Annotated in this window: 19 protein-coding genes and 1 tRNA gene; 14 read left to right on the top strand and 6 right to left on the bottom strand. The window is 60.7% G+C overall.

Features of this window, described 5'->3' with window-relative positions:
* From HIJ39_RS16830 to HIJ39_RS16790, 10 genes are all read left to right on the top strand, one after another.
* Window positions 1-639 (top strand): TraG/VirB4 family ATPase (locus HIJ39_RS16830; RefSeq protein ID WP_476718345.1); only part of this gene is annotated, 639 nt, incomplete at its 5' end.
* Between the two features lie 62 nt (window positions 640-701).
* Entirely contained in the window at window positions 702-1,286 is a 585-nt protein-coding gene (locus HIJ39_RS16825) for a hypothetical protein (protein WP_169101727.1), read from the top strand.
* Window positions 1,286-2,926 (top strand): lytic transglycosylase domain-containing protein, encoded by a 1,641-nt coding sequence (locus HIJ39_RS23775; protein ID WP_207711745.1) that lies wholly within the window; start codon window positions 1,286-1,288, stop codon window positions 2,924-2,926. Before HIJ39_RS16825 ends, HIJ39_RS23775 begins: the two co-directional genes overlap by 1 nt.
* A gap of 20 nt (window positions 2,927-2,946) precedes the next feature.
* Window positions 2,947-3,765: a hypothetical protein gene (locus tag HIJ39_RS16815; RefSeq protein WP_169101725.1), complete on the top strand. Its 819-nt coding sequence runs from the start codon at window positions 2,947-2,949 to the stop codon at window positions 3,763-3,765.
* Window positions 3,766-3,907: 142 nt separating this feature from the next.
* The gene (locus HIJ39_RS16810; RefSeq protein ID WP_169101723.1) at window positions 3,908-5,155 is read left to right on the top strand and encodes a hypothetical protein; all 1,248 of its coding nucleotides are present in this window, start codon (window positions 3,908-3,910) and stop codon (window positions 5,153-5,155) included.
* Window positions 5,156-5,160: 5 nt separating this feature from the next.
* Window positions 5,161-5,598, top strand: coding sequence for a hypothetical protein (locus HIJ39_RS16805; RefSeq protein WP_169101721.1), 438 nt, complete (start codon window positions 5,161-5,163; stop codon window positions 5,596-5,598).
* A gap of 30 nt (window positions 5,599-5,628) precedes the next feature.
* Window positions 5,629-5,817: a hypothetical protein gene (locus HIJ39_RS16800; RefSeq protein WP_169101719.1), complete on the top strand. Its 189-nt coding sequence runs from the start codon at window positions 5,629-5,631 to the stop codon at window positions 5,815-5,817.
* Window positions 5,817-5,939 (top strand): hypothetical protein, encoded by a 123-nt coding sequence (locus HIJ39_RS24670; RefSeq protein WP_275107364.1) that lies wholly within the window; start codon window positions 5,817-5,819, stop codon window positions 5,937-5,939. The genes HIJ39_RS16800 and HIJ39_RS24670 overlap by 1 nt, the downstream gene beginning before the upstream one ends.
* A 124-nt stretch (window positions 5,940-6,063) precedes the next feature.
* Entirely contained in the window at window positions 6,064-7,158 is a 1,095-nt protein-coding gene (locus HIJ39_RS16795) for a DUF3991 and TOPRIM domain-containing protein (RefSeq protein ID WP_169101717.1), read from the top strand.
* A gap of 61 nt (window positions 7,159-7,219) precedes the next feature.
* The gene (locus HIJ39_RS16790) at window positions 7,220-7,468 is read left to right on the top strand and encodes a hypothetical protein (protein WP_169101715.1); all 249 of its coding nucleotides are present in this window, start codon (window positions 7,220-7,222) and stop codon (window positions 7,466-7,468) included.
* A 64-nt stretch (window positions 7,469-7,532) separates the two neighbouring features.
* Here the strand turns inward: HIJ39_RS16790 and HIJ39_RS16785 are convergent, their stop codons facing one another.
* Together HIJ39_RS16785 and HIJ39_RS16780 are read right to left on the bottom strand one after the other, a co-directional pair.
* Entirely contained in the window at window positions 7,533-7,712 is a 180-nt protein-coding gene (locus HIJ39_RS16785; RefSeq protein WP_169101713.1) for a hypothetical protein, read from the bottom strand.
* Between the two features lie 13 nt (window positions 7,713-7,725).
* Window positions 7,726-7,917, bottom strand: a complete 192-nt coding sequence (locus tag HIJ39_RS16780) for a hypothetical protein (protein ID WP_169101711.1) — start codon at window positions 7,915-7,917, stop codon at window positions 7,726-7,728.
* Between the two features lie 136 nt (window positions 7,918-8,053).
* Between HIJ39_RS16780 and HIJ39_RS24295 the strand changes: the two genes are divergently transcribed.
* Both HIJ39_RS24295 and HIJ39_RS16770 read left to right on the top strand, forming a co-directional pair.
* Window positions 8,054-8,245, top strand: a complete 192-nt coding sequence (locus tag HIJ39_RS24295) for a hypothetical protein (RefSeq protein ID WP_169101709.1) — start codon at window positions 8,054-8,056, stop codon at window positions 8,243-8,245.
* Complete coding sequence (locus HIJ39_RS16770) at window positions 8,242-8,853, top strand: recombinase family protein (RefSeq protein WP_338055220.1); 612 nt, start codon at window positions 8,242-8,244, stop codon at window positions 8,851-8,853. Before HIJ39_RS24295 ends, HIJ39_RS16770 begins: the two co-directional genes overlap by 4 nt.
* 208 nt (window positions 8,854-9,061) lie before the next feature.
* On the opposite strand, the gene HIJ39_RS16765 is transcribed toward HIJ39_RS16770, so the two are convergent.
* From HIJ39_RS16765 to HIJ39_RS16750, 4 genes are all read right to left on the bottom strand, one after another.
* Window positions 9,062-9,583 carry a hypothetical protein gene (locus HIJ39_RS16765; RefSeq protein ID WP_169101707.1) on the bottom strand — a complete coding sequence of 174 codons (522 nt, stop codon included), beginning with the start codon at window positions 9,581-9,583 and terminating at the stop codon, window positions 9,062-9,064.
* A 73-nt stretch (window positions 9,584-9,656) separates the two neighbouring features.
* Window positions 9,657-12,563, bottom strand: a complete 2,907-nt coding sequence (locus tag HIJ39_RS16760) for an N-6 DNA methylase (protein WP_169101705.1) — start codon at window positions 12,561-12,563, stop codon at window positions 9,657-9,659.
* 78 nt (window positions 12,564-12,641) lie between these two features.
* Window positions 12,642-12,848 carry a hypothetical protein gene (locus HIJ39_RS16755; RefSeq protein ID WP_169101703.1) on the bottom strand — a complete coding sequence of 69 codons (207 nt, stop codon included), beginning with the start codon at window positions 12,846-12,848 and terminating at the stop codon, window positions 12,642-12,644.
* A gap of 262 nt (window positions 12,849-13,110) precedes the next feature.
* Complete coding sequence (locus HIJ39_RS16750; protein WP_169101701.1) at window positions 13,111-13,878, bottom strand: GGDEF domain-containing protein; 768 nt, start codon at window positions 13,876-13,878, stop codon at window positions 13,111-13,113.
* A 246-nt stretch (window positions 13,879-14,124) separates the two neighbouring features.
* Between HIJ39_RS16750 and HIJ39_RS16745 the strand changes: the two genes are divergently transcribed.
* Window positions 14,125-15,336, top strand: coding sequence for a tyrosine-type recombinase/integrase (locus HIJ39_RS16745; protein WP_169101699.1), 1,212 nt, complete (start codon window positions 14,125-14,127; stop codon window positions 15,334-15,336).
* 1 nt (window position 15,337) lies between these two features.
* Window positions 15,338-15,469, top strand: a tRNA-Gln gene (locus HIJ39_RS16740).
* Window positions 15,470-16,180 lie beyond the last annotated feature (711 nt).

Genomic DNA, 16,180 nt, shown 5'->3' with positions numbered 1-16,180 from the left:
GTGTATGCTTACTGCCAAGCGCAAACCGGGCCGGAATGGGCCACGCTGACGGCCCTCCTGCGCACGGCGGGCGAAGGGGTCTTGGCTGACCTCTGGGCCGGGCCCAGCACCGTGCCTGCCACCACGGATACCGACTTTGTGGTACTGGACATCCACGATTTACAGGATGCGCCGGACACCGTGCGCCGGGCGCAGTATCTGAACGTCCTCGGGTACCTCTGGGATCTGGTGCGAGCGGACCGCAGCGAGCGCAAGCTGCTCGTGGTGGACGAGGCGTGGATGTTGATTGATGCCCAAGCCCCCGAGGCCCTGAAGTTCATGAAGAGCCTGTCGAAGCGCATCCGGAAGTACGGTGGCTCTTTCATGGTCGTGACCCAGAACATCGCGGACTTCCTCGCACCCGCGATTGCGGGAGACGGTGAGCAAGTGCTGACCAACTCGGCGTTCACGTTTCTTCTCCGCCAAGGCGGCAAAGATTTGCAGGCGCTGACGGAGCTCTTTAGTCTCAGCGACGCGGAGCAGGACAAGCTCACCAATGCCCGCGTCGGGGAAGGGCTGCTCATCGCGGGCAATCAGCGCGCGTGGATCACCGTGGATACCGCCCCACACGAATCACAAATCATGTACGGCAAGTCGTAACGGTTCCAATGCCCTGCTCCCACGGGAGCGGGGCTTTTTTTATTTCGTGGGAGGTGATTCACATGTCTAGCCGCATCAAAATTATCAGCGAACCCGGCACCGAGCAGCACGCGGAGGACCTCGCCGCTGCCATTCAATCGCGGTTCGGGATGGACGCCCACGCGGTCCACCCCGAGCGCCCCGAGGTGAATCCTCGGGATAGTGAAAAGTTGGGCCGTCTGCTCGACACGTTGGCCGTCCTGCGCGAAGTCGAAGAGACGCTGAGCGGGCAAGCGGTGTGGTTGATCCTTGATCACCCCGAACTGGTGCGCGGCAGTGCAAATTTGTCGGTGGAGGACCGCATAGAAAACACGATCTCCAACCGGACCGTGGTCCGCGCCACTTACGGTGATAGCCGCCCCGTGTACCCCCCGGAACAGATGATTCTGGCGGGAGCGGCTGCCGCCATGGGCGGGGAGCCGCAGCACTTAGGCGCGTTGGTCTACCTGAGCGCCCAGCATGCCTCCGTGACCGAGGGGCCATTCCGCGAGGGGCTGAACCACCCGGAGCAGAGCACCATCGAGCTCGAACGGCAGATTCAAGCCCGGATCGCCCATCCCACTGAGCGGACAGAGCCGGAATCCGAGTACGAGCCGGGTGACGACTAATGGCCGAGGACAAAACGCTCGACCAACGCCTGATTGGGGCGGCGGAGCGAGAAGGCGCCAAGCGGCTATTCTCCTGGCTCATCGGCGGCGGGATCGGGGTGGTCGCCCCGATCCTGCTGATGATTATCGCCGTGATCGCCGGACTGAGCTTGCTGGCGGGCATCGGCCAATGGGCCGCGGGGTTCTTCGGCCCCTCGCCCCCCGCAATCGCCACCCCGATGAGTCGGCCCGCCGAATGGCTGTCGATTGCCAGCCAGGACGCGGCAATCAACGGCGTGCCGAATGTGGTGGCCCTGGCCGCGATTGAGCAAGCCAGCGACGGGGAGGCGTATGGTGATCGGTATTACTGTTCAAATCAGCAGAGTGCGGGGGAGGCATGTTCCAAAGCCTATCACCCCGGCGTGTTGGGCATCGGATCTCACAACGTGCGGACGCTCGGTATTGGCTATGGACTATTCGGGCTCGGGAGCCACAGCCATTTGATCCCGAAAAATCAAGACCCCCATTCGGTGAGCTGGAATGTGTCTACCGGGTTGCGGGCGCTGGGGCAGTACCTCACGGGCGACTGGAAATCCGGACTCACGGCCTTTCACGCCGCCGATCAAGCGCCCCCCGGCTGGCAGAGCGCAGGGTATGCGGACACGATTCGGTCGCTGGTACAGCAGTATGACGCAGGGCCGCAGTTGGGCGCATGGGCTTTGGCCCCGTGGTCGCACAAAACCGGCCAATTCACCGACCCCGGCCATTCGCCGGAGTGGGTGTTTGCTGTGGGCAGCGCACCGACTGGGCTCAGGGGATCTCATGCGTGGAAGCCGCCGACCGTGGAGATGGTGAAGAACCCGAAAACCGGGAAGTTAACCAAGAAAGTCATTCCGCATGACCTGAGCTACACCGACCTCAGCGGGCCGATTCAGGTGTGGGGCACCGAGAAGTCCGGCCACAACGTGCCATTCACCTCGTCCGCTGTCTCCGGCAGTGCAGTGCCCGTGTGGGCGGGAGGCACGGTGTGGGGCGCGCGAGTCCCGCTCACCGGGCCTGATGCGTTGAAAAGCATTACCGCTCGATGGCCGGACGGGGCCATTGACACCATCCCGTGGCCGGAAGCGGCGGGGGGCGGCGGCGGCACCGTGTGGCACCTCTTGAGCAATCCCCAGGCGCTGAAAAAGTGGTGGCCGGACATTGGTATAGCCGCTCAGAAAGCCGGAGCTGGCATGCCCTCGTTGACTCAGTTTGAAGACGCCAGTGGGGCCGTGATGCTGCACGAATCGGGCGGCATCCCGAATTTGTACGCCAACGGTGACACCAGCGGGGCCTACGGCCTGATGCAGATCGAACCGGCGACTGCCCAGGGATTGCCCGGCTACTATCCCGGCGCCCGGCACAACCCCCAAGAGAATCTCATTCTCGGGGCGGAGCTACTGGCGGAGTTGTACCACCAAACCGGATCGTGGCATATGGCCTTTGCGGAGTATTACTACGGGAGTTTGCCACCGGGATATCAGCCCGGCATGACGTGGAGTCAGGTGTCCGCGTTGTACGACTTTGTACCGGCGGGGGGGAATTCCGAAACGGTGGCCGCGTATGCCGATCAAATGGTGGCGGAGATGCACGTCGTGGCGCAAGAGGCCCCGAAATCGTAATCACAGAAGGAGAGGAGTTTATGAAGGCTCGCTATTTCGTGGCAATCGGCGGGGTCATCGTGGTGGGCGGAGTCGGCCTCGTGATGACTCAAGCTCACCCTCATCCGGTGAGTGCCCCGTCAACGGTTCACCACCACCACCACCAGAAACCGAAAGCACCACCGCCCCCGAAGACTAAAGCTCCGACCAAGCCCAAGCCGAAAGCACCGCCCATTCCGAAAAACGCTCCCACCATTCCAGTGAGCGGGTCAGCGGCGGGCAGCGTGACCGCGAGCTTTACGGCGGTCACGCACAAGGCACCACCGGTCGCATTGCAAGTGGTCACCCTGCCCTGGGCGAAAGACACCCAATGGGCCGTCGAGCCGTTGGGCATGAGCATGAATGGGGAACCCAGCACGTCTCCGACCCTGTGGTTTGGGGAGAAAACGGGGTCTGGGCGCTGGTACTGGATTCCGACCACCCTGCCCGGCGAACCGCCGAGCGCACTCCCACCCGCGATTCGGGAAAGTATTATCATGGCGTACAGCTTGCATTTGGGCGAATCCGGCCCAACCGACACCGTGGGCAACATCACGTGGGCAGGATTGCAGGGCAAAGTCGCGGACCCGGAAGGGTGGACGCTGAGCACCGCCCCCGCCAACGCGAGCCCGCTCTTCCAACCGACCGTGGGGCTCACGCTCTTCCAACAGAGTTACACTGGGCAGTTCAGTGGCTACTACGGACTGGAAGCCGCGTTCGATGCCCACAACGCCCCTGCCGGGTTGCATGGGCTGGTCGGATTCGTGTCGCGCATGGGTTCGCTGAACACCATCGTAGAAACGCCGCCGAGCCTCTTGTAATGGGGGGAAGGGGCAAACACCAATGCCGTAATCTGAAAGGCGCTTAGAACGCCCGGATAACTTACCAAAGATAGAAAACACTGGCTATTCGCCCTGCTCCTTCGGGAGTGGGGCTTTTTCTATGTATAGGAGGTGATATTTTATGCGATGGCTGATGATGGGCTATCAGCCCGAGGATGAGCGCCCGCAAGCGCTCGAACAGGCCGGGCACACGGTGGATACAGTGCCCGACGCGGACGCCGAGGGTTGGCAAACGGCGGCACGCACCGCCTACGACGGCATCTGGATGCGATGGGCCGACGCCGACCACAGCGTCCGCCCGCTCGTGCAGTACCGGGCGCAACGCCCCACCACCCGCATTGTGGTGGAAATTTCCGGGGAATTGGCACCCCCCAATCCGGAACTAGCCAGTTGGGTGCAACTCGGCGTGTATGACGTGGTGGGGCCGGGCACCGAGGTGGAGTCGGTGATCCGTCACCCCGCGACCATCGCCGACGCGCTCCGCTGGACCGGCTTGCAGGGAGCGCCGCTCGATGAGGAGGAGCCCGCTCGGGGGCGGCCCACGACCACGGTGGTTGAAGTGGAGCGGCGCGTCCCGCTCACCAACCGTCCTGTTTTGGTGGTCGTCGTGGGCACCGTGCCCGGCGCAGGCACAACCACGCTTGCGGTCGGGGCGGCTCGCTACCTGTCTCAGTGGGGAGCGACCGCGCTCGTGGAAGCGGCCCCGCTGCCGGAGCCCTTGTATGGCCCCACCCCCCTCCAAACGCTGATCGGCGTGGCACCAGAGGAAGACGCCGCATCGGAATGGCAGGGGATTACCGTCTTCCCCGAACGCCGGAATCACGCCGTTGATATTGCAGGCGTCGTCTGGTCCCGGCGCTTTGCCTATGTGGTCGTGGATGCTGGGGTTCCGGTGATCCCGCTGAAAGAGGTGCGTGAGGCTTGGCAGGCGGCGGACCGGCTGATTGCCGTTCTCCCACCCGTGCGGACTCGATTAGCCGGGGCCTGGCCGTGGTCGGCGCTCACCGCGTCCCCTGAGACGCCGCCCCATGAGCGGCCCGGCCCCGATGCCTTCGCCATCGTGGGGGGAGACCCCGGCATCGCGCACGCCGCCCCGTGGCCCGCCACCGTGGTCGTACTGCCAGCGGATTTGACGGCAGAGGCGGCGGCGGGACCACTCGCGGAGTTGCTGGAGACCGTTCTGCCGGACACCCCGCCCCCGCTGCGCCGACGGCGGATCGTGCAGCGGGCCAAGCAAGCGTTGAAGCCGACGGCGCTGGCTGTTGGGCTGTTTCTGGTTGGGGTGCTGGCGTGGCATTGGCTCGGCGCACTGCTCCTCAGCGGACCGATCCACCGTCTGGTTCAGCACGTGATGACGAAAGGGGGATAAAACGCATGTTTTACGCAGTCTGGGCCGTTGTAGTGGCCGGCACGGTGTGGGGCGGGTATCGCTGGCGCATGAAACAGCGCCCGCCGCTTGCATCACCGGCCCCGACGCCCACACCAGCAAGCCCAGAAGGAGTTACACCAACACCCCCCGTGACGGGGCCCGGGCCCACAGTCGTCGTTCAGGCCGCGCCGCCAGCCCCCGCCCCCCGGATTTCGGGAGGGCGCGCAGTAGGACGCACCGTGCGGTCGATTTTGGAAGTTGTGGCAACCGTAGGGGATGTGGTGGCGACTGTCCTGCGATTGGCGCTGATTGCCGCTATCGTGGCCGGGGTGATATGGCTTGCGGGCACCCCACTCATCGCGGATCGGCTCGGGACGAGTACCGTGGTCCATTGGCTGGTCACCGCGCACGCGGCGCTGAGTCGGTGGGCGGAAATGAAATAGTCGGCCTCCGATACAGAAAGGGGGATGGATATGTTTCCTGAGCACAATCATCGGTACCGGAAGGCGGCGGCGGATTATACTGGCCTTCCGCCGGACGACCCCATCGTTATCCGGTTGGCCGCCCAAGCGGCGGTGGCGGCGGATGCCGCCGCGCTGACGTTCTTGCGCGAGCGGGGGCCTCGCCCAGCCCCAGTGGAGCGCGAGGGGGGTGGTCACTAATGCTATACCATACGTTTTGGCTCCTGTTCGACGTGACCCACCTCAATCGCCCGGTCAATTGGTTCTTTGCCGGAATGATGCTGTGGGCGATCTGGCGGGCCGCCCGCTGGCACCGCCGTTAGAATCCGAATCCTGACTGGCCCTCGGCCCCGTGCCGGGGGTTTTTTTGTGGCTTGGGACAGCTTTGACAGGGGGGGCGACCGGTCACCATGCTGGCCGCAGACATTCGCAAAGGAGGCATTGCGTATGGCAACCGCACACAATGCATCGCGCTTGGACGCGTGGCGCGACGAGACGGACCGGCTTAACCGCACGCCGCTCGATGTCGTGATCCCCGCAGCATTTCCTGGCTCCGAGGCAGTTCGTGAAAAACAAGGTTCTGGATGGGAGCGGTGGGAACTGCCCGACGGACGCAAGCTCAACGTGAAAGCCGCCGTCGATGGGGATCGATTCCATTTCCATAATAGCGCGGATGGTGGGGGGCGCGGAGCCATCACCTTTCTGGTGAAATCGGGCGCGGCCCCGGATTTCCGCAGCGCGCGGCAGCAGGTGGCCCAGATTGATCCGGCGGCAATCGCGGCGGGAGCGGCGGGTCATCAATGGAAGGCGGCACAGGCCGCTCAACATCCGAAGACACTGTTTCATCCTCGGCCCCAGCCGCCCCAGCAGAGCTTGCGGGTGTGCTTGGGCTACTTGAGTCAAGAACGGGGAATCGATCCGCGTGTCGTGCGGGCGGCCATCCAGAAGCATTTGATTTGGGCGGACCGCGACGGGTTCATTGTCTTTCCTCATCGCAACCCGTCCACGCAGCAGATCACCGGCTACACGCGCCGTTGGCCGGAGGCGGACCGGGAGCCGCCCCTGCGCACCACCCGCTCCGGCGAATCGTATCGGCTGCCAACCAAAGGGGTGGTCCGCGGATCCGACAGCAAAGCGGGGTGGTTTAGCATCGGGCGGGGCACGGAAACCGTCGCACTGGTGGAAGCGCCGATTGATGCCATGGCGCTGATGGACTTGCTGTGGCGGGAGGGACGAGCGGAGAACATTACCATCCGGTCATCCGGCGGCGCGGCAGGCTGGACACCCGCCATGTGGGCGGGATTCCCCCACGTCATGATCGCCGTGGATCGGGATGCTGGGGGCGATGCCTTCGAGCAGGTCATCCGGCGGGGTCTGGCGCCCGGCCAAACGTGCGAGCGCCTCCTACCCCCTGAGGGGTTAAAAGATTGGGGCGATGTGGTGCAGCGCCGCATGCACATGCAACAACACGCCGCCCAACAACCGGTGGCGGAAGAGGAAGAAGCCGAAGCGGAGGATGAGGATGAATTCGAGGCCGAATAGCCGTGCATAGGGGGGCAGCCCGCGCTGTCCCCCATCTTTTTTTGAGGGAGGAGGTGAGGGCGTGGAAATAGAGCTCACGCCCCGTTTTCGGCGGCAATGGCGTCGTTTGGCACCTGACAACCAGCATCGTGTCGCCTTGGCCCTCGGCAAATTGCGGGCGGGCCGGGGCCTCCGCAAAAAGCTCACGCGGCGCACGGATGTTCGGGAACTGCGCGTGTCGCGGGACTTGCGGTTGCTGTACCGAGGCGCAGGGCCGAACGACATCCTCGTGCTGGGGGTCGGCACCCACGACGCCCTGGACCGGTTGTAAAGACAGGACTCCCCAGCAGCGTCCGGACTGCGTGTCCTCCGCGACTGGGGAGTGTGAGGAAATATTAGTTCCCCTGTTCGGGGGTCTGTTCCTGAATCGCCCGGAGCGTGCGGGCGACTTCTTCCGGCGACAGCGGCTCCTGCCAGCGTCGCCCGTCCGGGTGGCGGTTGGAGTACACGATGCGCTCACGGCGAGGTCCCGCGAACCCGCGCGGACGGTCAAACGGCGTATGGTGTCGAATCATGGTGTCACCCCCCTTATGGCAATGGGCCCAACAACTGCCGCAGGGCCGTCCCCGGATTGGTGAAGAGCGCGCTGCCACCGGGCAGGGACCCGAACTCCGCCGCAAGATGACGCACGACCCAGGGGTGGACGAGGAAATGCCAGAGAGCCACGAGAATCAGCAATTTGAGGCCCCAAGTCCCCACGTGCGTACCGACTGTGGACATATCGCATCGCTCCTTTGATGGTGGGGTGCCCACCACTTTCTTTCTATTCTAGCGGAGTGTGGCCCGTATTGGCAAAGTTTTCAATGGCGTTGACGGGTGGGCAGTCCACCCGCGATACTGGAGGGGGAGGGTGTCCATGAAAGATCACAAGGATCGCAAACGAGATCGACATACGCCGGACAACGTGCACGTGTCGGTTCGCGCCCGGCGCGACTGGATTGCCCGGCTCGACGCGGCGGCCCAAGCGGTCGGGGAGAGTCGCATGGCGTACATTCGGCGCGCCGTGGAGGAGCGGATGGCGCGAGAGGAAGGAGGCGGCGGCGCGTGAGAGTGGCGCTCTATGCGCGGGTATCCACCCGCGACAAAGATCAAAATCCCGAGACCCAGTTGCTGCGCCTGCGGGACTTTGTGGCGGCTCACCCGGATTGGCATATCACAAGAGAGTACGTGGATACGGCATCGGCCAATGATTTGGGCCACCGCACGGCATGGAAAGCCCTGAACGACGATGCCCTCCGGCATCGGTTTGACGCGGTACTCGTGTTCAAACTCGACCGGGCCTTCCGCTCGGTCAAGCACATGCACGACACCCTGGCGGTGTGGGACCCCCTCCACGTCGGCTTTCTCAGCGCCCAAGAGGGATTCGACACGACCACCGCCTTGGGGCGTCTCCTCCTGAACCTATTAGCCAGTCTGGCCGAATTTGAGTTGGAGATGATTCGCGAGCGGGTGATTGCGGGCATGGAACGAGCGCGGAAGGAAGGGAAGGCCATTGGGCGACCCAAGGGGATCGACCCCCAGAAACAGGCCCGCATGGCCCGCGTGCTGCCCCTGTTGCAGTCGGGCAGTGTGTCCTGGAGGCAAGCGGCGGCACAGGCTGGGGTGGCCTTAAGCACCCTCCAACGGTTCGTCAAGACAACCACGCCAACCGGCTAATCCCTGTACCGAACAATGGGGGTATCGCCACGGATGCGGACCGCGTAGCCCGGACAAGGCTTTGCGGTCCTGTTTTTTTGCGCCCACGTGTACCGATTAAGGAAATCGTTTTGCGCACGCATACGATCAGGGGGATGCCCTGTATGGAATCCCAAATGTGTACGGCGGTGTGAAGACTCAACTGCCGTCGAGGGTCCTTCCTCCTATTTTACAGGGGTGGTCGCTCTATCGTCTCCACGCTATAGAAGTTACCGGGTAGTGCCAGCAAGTTCTGTATCCATTGCATTGCAGACTGTCCTTGGAGATGCTCTTGGATAAGATCGGCTCGCAAGACCTGCCCTTCCAGGAGACGGACAAAGGGGACAACTTGAGAGGGCATAAGGGGCTGCTCACCTATGTGAATCTGTGACGCATCACCCAACAAGCGCATATACAGTCCATCATAGGATAACCCCGAAAGGTAGACGAACAAGTCATGCAACACTTGAGAGGACTCTCTTTCCAGTTGTGAAAACGCCCCGGATGCGATGGGCTTGCATCGATAGAACCCCCACAATGAGTTTCGGATATGCACAAAGGGGTTTCGTGTTGTATAGAATCCGACCTCCGCCGGAAACGACTCATGTCGTATCACCACCACCCCTAACCATAAATACTCCTTCATTTCGGGATGGGTAGCAATTTCTTCGTTGAAGGCCCTTTCAAGGCCCTCCGATATCTTTTCTAACACCTAATCAATCCTCCTCATAATTCACAATTCCGTGGCTTATCGAACGACGCATCAACAGGCGGTTGGCGTCTGATCAAAACAGCCAATCTTGGGTCGGCCCTTCTGGTTTTGCTGTGACGTCCGGAAATAAAGACGTTTGCTGTAGGATTCCTCGTCGCCCTAACGGTTTGCCGGTTAACCCTGGTTCGCGAGCTAGGAGCTCCCGAAGGCTCTGTAGATCCGGCAAGTCGAGCGCCGCGCATAGGGCCTCATCGATTGCCTGCCTCGTGCTATCGGTGTCTAGTTGCGCAAGGGGTTTAAGTTCTTGACCCGCCAGTTGGTCGTATGCGGCGCTAAGCGTCGCAAGCTGGTCCTCACGCAACGCTTTAACGTTTAGCACGGGCATGTCCAGCCACGCGGGTTTCTTCATTTGCACCCAGGGGCCTCGGGTAACCACACGGTGGCCATAAAAGAGTAGTAAGCCCGGAGTGCTGTTCAACCACAGCAGGAGGGCCCTCTGCTGGGTCGGTGACAGGCTATTGGTTATAAGCGGCCACCACGTGTTTCCTAGGACGGGTTTTTCAACGTTAACAGCAATAACTCTTTGGGTGATTGTCCATAGCCGTTCCGCAAGCACAATGGGACTGGCCATCGTCCATAAGTGATACGGATATTTTTCGTATTCTAAGGTAGCCTTCCGGTCGGCGTAGCGGGGCTCCGTTCGAGGGTGAAGCCATGCATTCGGGGTCTGATTGATAGTGCGGACTGCACTCGCATCATGGTCCCAGAATGCGGGGTGTGACGACGGAATGTCGTAGGATAAGTCGAATGCTTCATGGATGCGACGCCTATCGGGCCCGAGTGTGCCTAGCTCGTGGAGGGGACACAACGGGACATGGGTTGCTGGCTTGCCGGGAATGTGAACTTCGCCGCCTCGTAAACTATCGAATGCCATGGCAAGTTGCCCCTGTGCAAATAGCGCACCGAACCAATTCTCTGGGCCTTTGGCCCTCGGTAGCGTGTACCGTTCGCCGTGGCTGCCTGTCGCCGTTCGAAGAAATCCCGAGCCGGTGTGGGTAATCTGCTCGGCCAAATCCATCGCTCCGTGAATGGTCGTCGGATTGTGCCAAAGACTTACGTATGTTGTCTCACCGGGGGTTTCTCCAGACCCTAGCTTTCGGGCGATAAATAGGAGTTCGGACAGGTCCGTGTTCTCCGAAAAGTTCGGACGATCCGCGTCGTGACTCGTGATAACCATTTCTAAGTGGTATTTGTCGGCGATCAGTGCGCGCGTTTCCCCCCACGCTTCGCCACTGGCCAGCGCGTGCGGCAGAACAAACGCGAGCCGTCCGCCGGGCTTTACGTGCTGGTCGGCCAGCGCCACAAAGACCGACCCAAGGCCGGCCGTGATGGACGCTGGCGTATTTCGCACTACCTTCTTTAACGCGGCCTGCATTTTTCCGCGTTCATCAGGCAACGACCCAAACAACAAGTTACCACCAACACTCCGAACAAACGGGGGGTTCATGACGCACAGATCCAAGTCCGGAATCTTCGCCGACCCCACGAGTTCTTTGCTCGCGGCGGTTTTGGTAATTTCCAGTTGACTGTCATCGAGGGTAATTTGGGTTGTCAGACCATCGCGATTGCCGAGGAAATCGAGACTGCCCAGGCGGGCTTGGCCTCGCTCCATCCCCATCGGCATCACGTAGAGGTTCATTCTGACAAACGCTACTTCTGGGGCCAACAACGCCAGGGTCGAGGCCGTGAGGTGGATAGCTGACGGCAACACGTCGTAGCCATACAGGATGTTTTCCATGAGAGTCCGGTGTAGGGTCTGCAAATCCACCGCGTTGAGCGTGCGGCCATTTGCTGCTCGGGCCCTGACGTATTGGTCGGTGATGGCCTGCGACGCCGCCATGAGTAGGGTTCCGGTTCCGCACGCTAAATCCGCCACGTGAAATTCGGCCAACTGGCGTGGATCACCAAAGTCGCGATCCCAGGGCTGAGCTAGGGCGAGGTTCAACAGGAGCGTTGCCGTGGATACCGCCGTGTAAAAAGTGCCTAGGTACTTGGCCTCGTGCAGTAACCAGTGGTAAATCCGGCCCATCAAGTCGTGGCGTAACGCGGCCTGGTGCGAACAGATCGCAGCCGCTTCTTGGACGAGGGCTTTCAGGGCGGAGAGCGTCTGGGCGCTCGCTGGGAGTTCGAATAGAACACGGTCACCTAATTGGAATATGGGGACGTAATTGATGTTCTGCCAGATCCATTGCCATTGGGATTGTGTAGCCCGTGCCACGTCGGTGGCACTAAGTAGCTTTCGGATCGGATCAATTCGCCCATCGGTTGTCGCGAGCTGTTCCTGAAAAATGAGCGCATTCGCAATCACCAGCGCGGCAACTTTCGCCGCCGTCTCCCGGCGGGCTTCGGCTTTCTCCGCAGACTCTCCGGGTGGCGTGGGGACGCCCAGAATCTGTGAGAGCCGGTCACACACCCCGACTTGGCCGATCCACAACGTGGCAATGCCGTCCAAGCGATCCGCGAGGGATCGGGCCGTCTTGGCTACGATGTCTTCTTGCACCAAGATATCCTGAGCACGTCGCAAGGCGTCCATCAAGGCTCCGGGAGTGCCCTGAAACCACTCGGTGATTCCGAACTCCGATACGATGCAGTATGTCAGAGGGGAGCGGTCTAACTGATCAAGAAGCTCGTCAGTGGGGGTAGTACGCAGGGTCTCATCATAGACGACGGCGGCGGCCACGTGGGCAATACCCGTCCGAACCCGCGACTGTGCGTCCCCCAGCACGGCCTCTTGCGCATTATTGTGGTCCGCGAATTTACCTTCGATGGTGACCCGTAGACCACGTAACACAAACAGCACGTCGGGGCGGCTTTGGCCGCGCTGAAGGATGACCTCTGCGTCAGCATGGACGCCATACCTCGACAGGAGAACGGCGAGTTGGGTATTAATAACTTCCTCGCGGTGACGGTGAGGTGCCATTTTCATGACCTTCTTTCATTACGGCGTAGAAATCTTATTTTCACAATTTTAGCATTGACGCCCCTAAATGAAGGCTATCTATGGAGAATTTGTTCTCCACGCCTCAAATCGCCGCAGCACCCGCTCCTCCGCAGTATCATGCGGTCCGCTATCTGCCATCGCATTCCCCAGCAATCCGGCCAGTTCCCGCATTCGCCGTTCGGAGACGCCTTGCGCCCGCAAGGCCGCCAGCCAGGCATCGACTTCACGGCCGAGCTCTTCTTCGTCGTGGATATAGTTTCTCATCCGTCATCCCCCGCCATTTTTCTCCAGTGTAGCGAGCAGGGGATACCGGAATCCTACCCATCGCTCGACGGGAATCGACAGCAATGCCTATAAAGGTTCGCCCCGGCACGGTTTCACCCCATCGGGGTGTGCCTGCCCGATCCGCCGCGGCGCCGACGCGCTATGCAGCGACCATGCCGGGCGGAGGATGGGGCTTTTGTGATCACAAAGAGAGTGTCAGGTGGTGGGGATTGCCGGTCAATACGCCGGAACAGAGTCTCGCTTACGTTGAGGGCGAGGATGCCATGACAATTTGCGCCTTGCCTGCCGCCTTGACTTGGTATAGGGCCCGATCCGCGGCCTCCGCGAGTTCCCAGGCGCTGAGAGGGTGCGTTTCGTGTCCGGTCAACCCGGCGATACCGCCGGAAAACGTGATCTCGGGATTCTGTTCGATGGGATCCGAGCGCACAAGGGTTAGAAAACGTTCCACCGCGACTTGGGCGTCGGTGACGGTAGCCCCTGGCAGAAGCCATCCAAACTCCTCGCCTCCGAGCCGACCTACGATGTCCCCGGCGCGCGCTTGCTGGCGGAGATATTGCCCAAAGGCCCGCAATACGGCATCTCCGGTGGCATGACCATAGTGGTCATTAATCTGTTTGAAGTCATCGAGATCCAAAAAGGCAAAGGCGAGGGGCTGTTGGTGACGATAGGCCAAGGCGACCTGGTGTCCGAAATGCTCCCAAAATACAGTCGGACGATACAACCCCGTCAGGCCGTCATGAGCCGCCTGTTGGTGCAGGGGCCACCACAGATGACGCCGTACAAGGAGGCGCAACGTAACCAGAAGAATGGCCGTGAGTATGCCTTCGCCGCCACTGCCGACCACCCATAGGCGGATGAAGTGCCGAGGCATGACGCGCCACACGCCGAACCATAAGATGACGGATAGTACCACGTACCCGGTCACATACGCGCCGACCAGGTGTTCAATGCGCGTCCATGGATCACGAAAGTCCCGATTTGCAGATAAGTGCTCTCGTTTTAATTGCAAAATTGTATTCTTCCTCTCATAAGGAACAAGCGAAATGACATTGATTACGTGTACTTAGTTCGACAGCACGAAGTGCATTCCTGCTGCCGGGTGCGTTGGCGGGACTTTTCCTGTGAAACCGGGCAACGCCAGAAGGAGGAATGACGGGGTGACGTGACTTAGAGAATGGTGCGACCATGATTGCGTTGACTACAGCAGGATTTCCTCCCCCCCATCGCGAACCCTTCACATGGTGATGACAACCCTATGCCCAACCGTGTAAAAGACCCCTATGCTGTTGAACCCCGCCGCCTTCCCTCGGGCCGATGGAAAGGCCGGGTGGTGCGCTACGACCTGGAGACAGGGAAGCGGCACGAACTGACCCAGACTTTCGACAGTAAACGCGAAGCGAAACAGTGGGCCGAAACCGAAGCGGCCAAGTATCGCGATGACCCCAACCGGAAGCCGCCGAGTGAGGAGACGGTGGGGGAGTACCTGAATCGGTGGTTGAATGACGTGGCGGCAGGGCAAGTTCGTGACACGACCCTCATTGCGTATCGGCGCTATGTTAAGCCCATCATGGGCAGCCCTGCGGCTCAGAAACCGATCCGATCAGTGACGGCGCTGGACTTTCAAGGGATTTACACGGAGATGACCCGTGCAGGCAAAGCGGCGACCACTGTGCGCCATACGCATACCGTGGTGCGCCATGCGCTGACCGACGCGGTGGAGTGGGGGTTGATTCCGTTCAATCCGGTGGACCGGGCCAAGCCGCCACGCAAGACGACACCGCCGGTCGAGACCGTTCCCACGCCCGACGAGGCCAAAAAATTGTTAGAAGTCGCGGACACCCATCGGCTCAAAGCACTATGGTATTTTCTTGCGTTAAGCGGTTGTCGTCGCGGTGAGGCATTGGGGCTGCAATGGACCGATATCGACGACGCGCAGAGGATCGTCTACATTCGACGGACTGTGACGTCAGACGGGGCATTTCGTAGCATTCATGAGCCGAAGACGGCACAGGGCCGACGGACGTTGGCCGTGACGCCGTACTTGTTGGATTTGCTCCGTGATCATCGCAATCAACAAGATCTGGAACGGCAAGCCGCTGGCAGTGCGTGGAAGAGCCCCGAGTACGTCTTTGTGACGCGTCAAGGGGGGCTGCTGTGGCCCAACGATGTCTGGGCGACGTTTAAGCGGCTCCTCAAGAAAGCCGGATTACGGCAGGATATTCGCATTCACGACTTACGCCACGCCATGGCCTCGTTTTGGTTGGCGAACGGGGTCCCGGTTAAAGTCGTGAGCGAACGCCTAGGGCATGCGAACATCAGTATTACGCTCCAGATTTATGGGCACCTCCTGCCCAACATGCAGGAGCAGGCGGCTGCCGATATGGAAGCGGCGTTTCTTGGTTCACGGGCCGCAGACGGGCCGCAGAAGGATCCAAAAATCGTTGTCGAACTACAGGGCAACGAATGATCGGTGGGGTAGAAAAATGGCGTCGTGACAACGTTTTGGTGCAAATTGACGTGATGATTTAGGACGCAAAAAACACCACTTTGCGGGACTTTGGATCCCGCATGCGCAGGTTCGAGTCCTGCCTCCCCAGCCAATATTTCTTGAGACACTGCAAGCGATTGCGGGTTTTTATTTTTTGCGCCGATTGCCGAAAATAGGCCACGGGCCGCAGAAATTCACAAAAAGATTCCTGACCAATCCTCCGGACGTTCTAGGAGACCCCTCGTTGGAACCAATTCTTGTCATGAATGGACAGGAAATGCTTCCAAACAACGTTCAGCGCCTCGTCTAATCGAGATCGAAAAATCCCTCTATACGTCTCTATTGAGCAGACCGTTCCACAGGCAATCTCAACACTCAGTAGCCTTGAAGAGCTGCTAGTTGCAGGACTAACGGGTCGGAGTGCATCATTCGTGACGTTAAGCATGCGCATGGGATGATTTGACGCTTACGGATAAACATAGCGCGGGCCTTTCCAGTAGACTTCATTTGAACCAGGCTGGATTTTCGTAAAGTCGGCAAATGACGAGAGTACGCCGATTTCTACATGGCCACATAGATAGAATGATGACACCAGTCGGGCTCCCGGATCCGTAGTGGGTACACTACGGGTGTCTGGAAAACATTTCCGAAAGGACTGGTGTCTCATGGAACAGTATACCCGTTACATTGGGTTCGACGTGTCCGCCGAAACCATTGTCATCGCCGAAGCGCGCCCCGGGCGCGACCGCGCCCGTGATCTCGGGGCGATCCCCTACCGGCTGGACGCAGTGACCGAGTGGGTCCGGCGACAACCCGACGCAAC

Source organism: Sulfobacillus harzensis (genome assembly GCF_012933365.1).
GTDB classification, from domain to species: Bacteria; Bacillota; Sulfobacillia; order Sulfobacillales; family Sulfobacillaceae; genus Sulfobacillus_B; species Sulfobacillus_B harzensis.
Note: the sequence above shows the minus strand (reverse complement) of the source record. Positions and strands in the feature narration are given on the sequence as shown.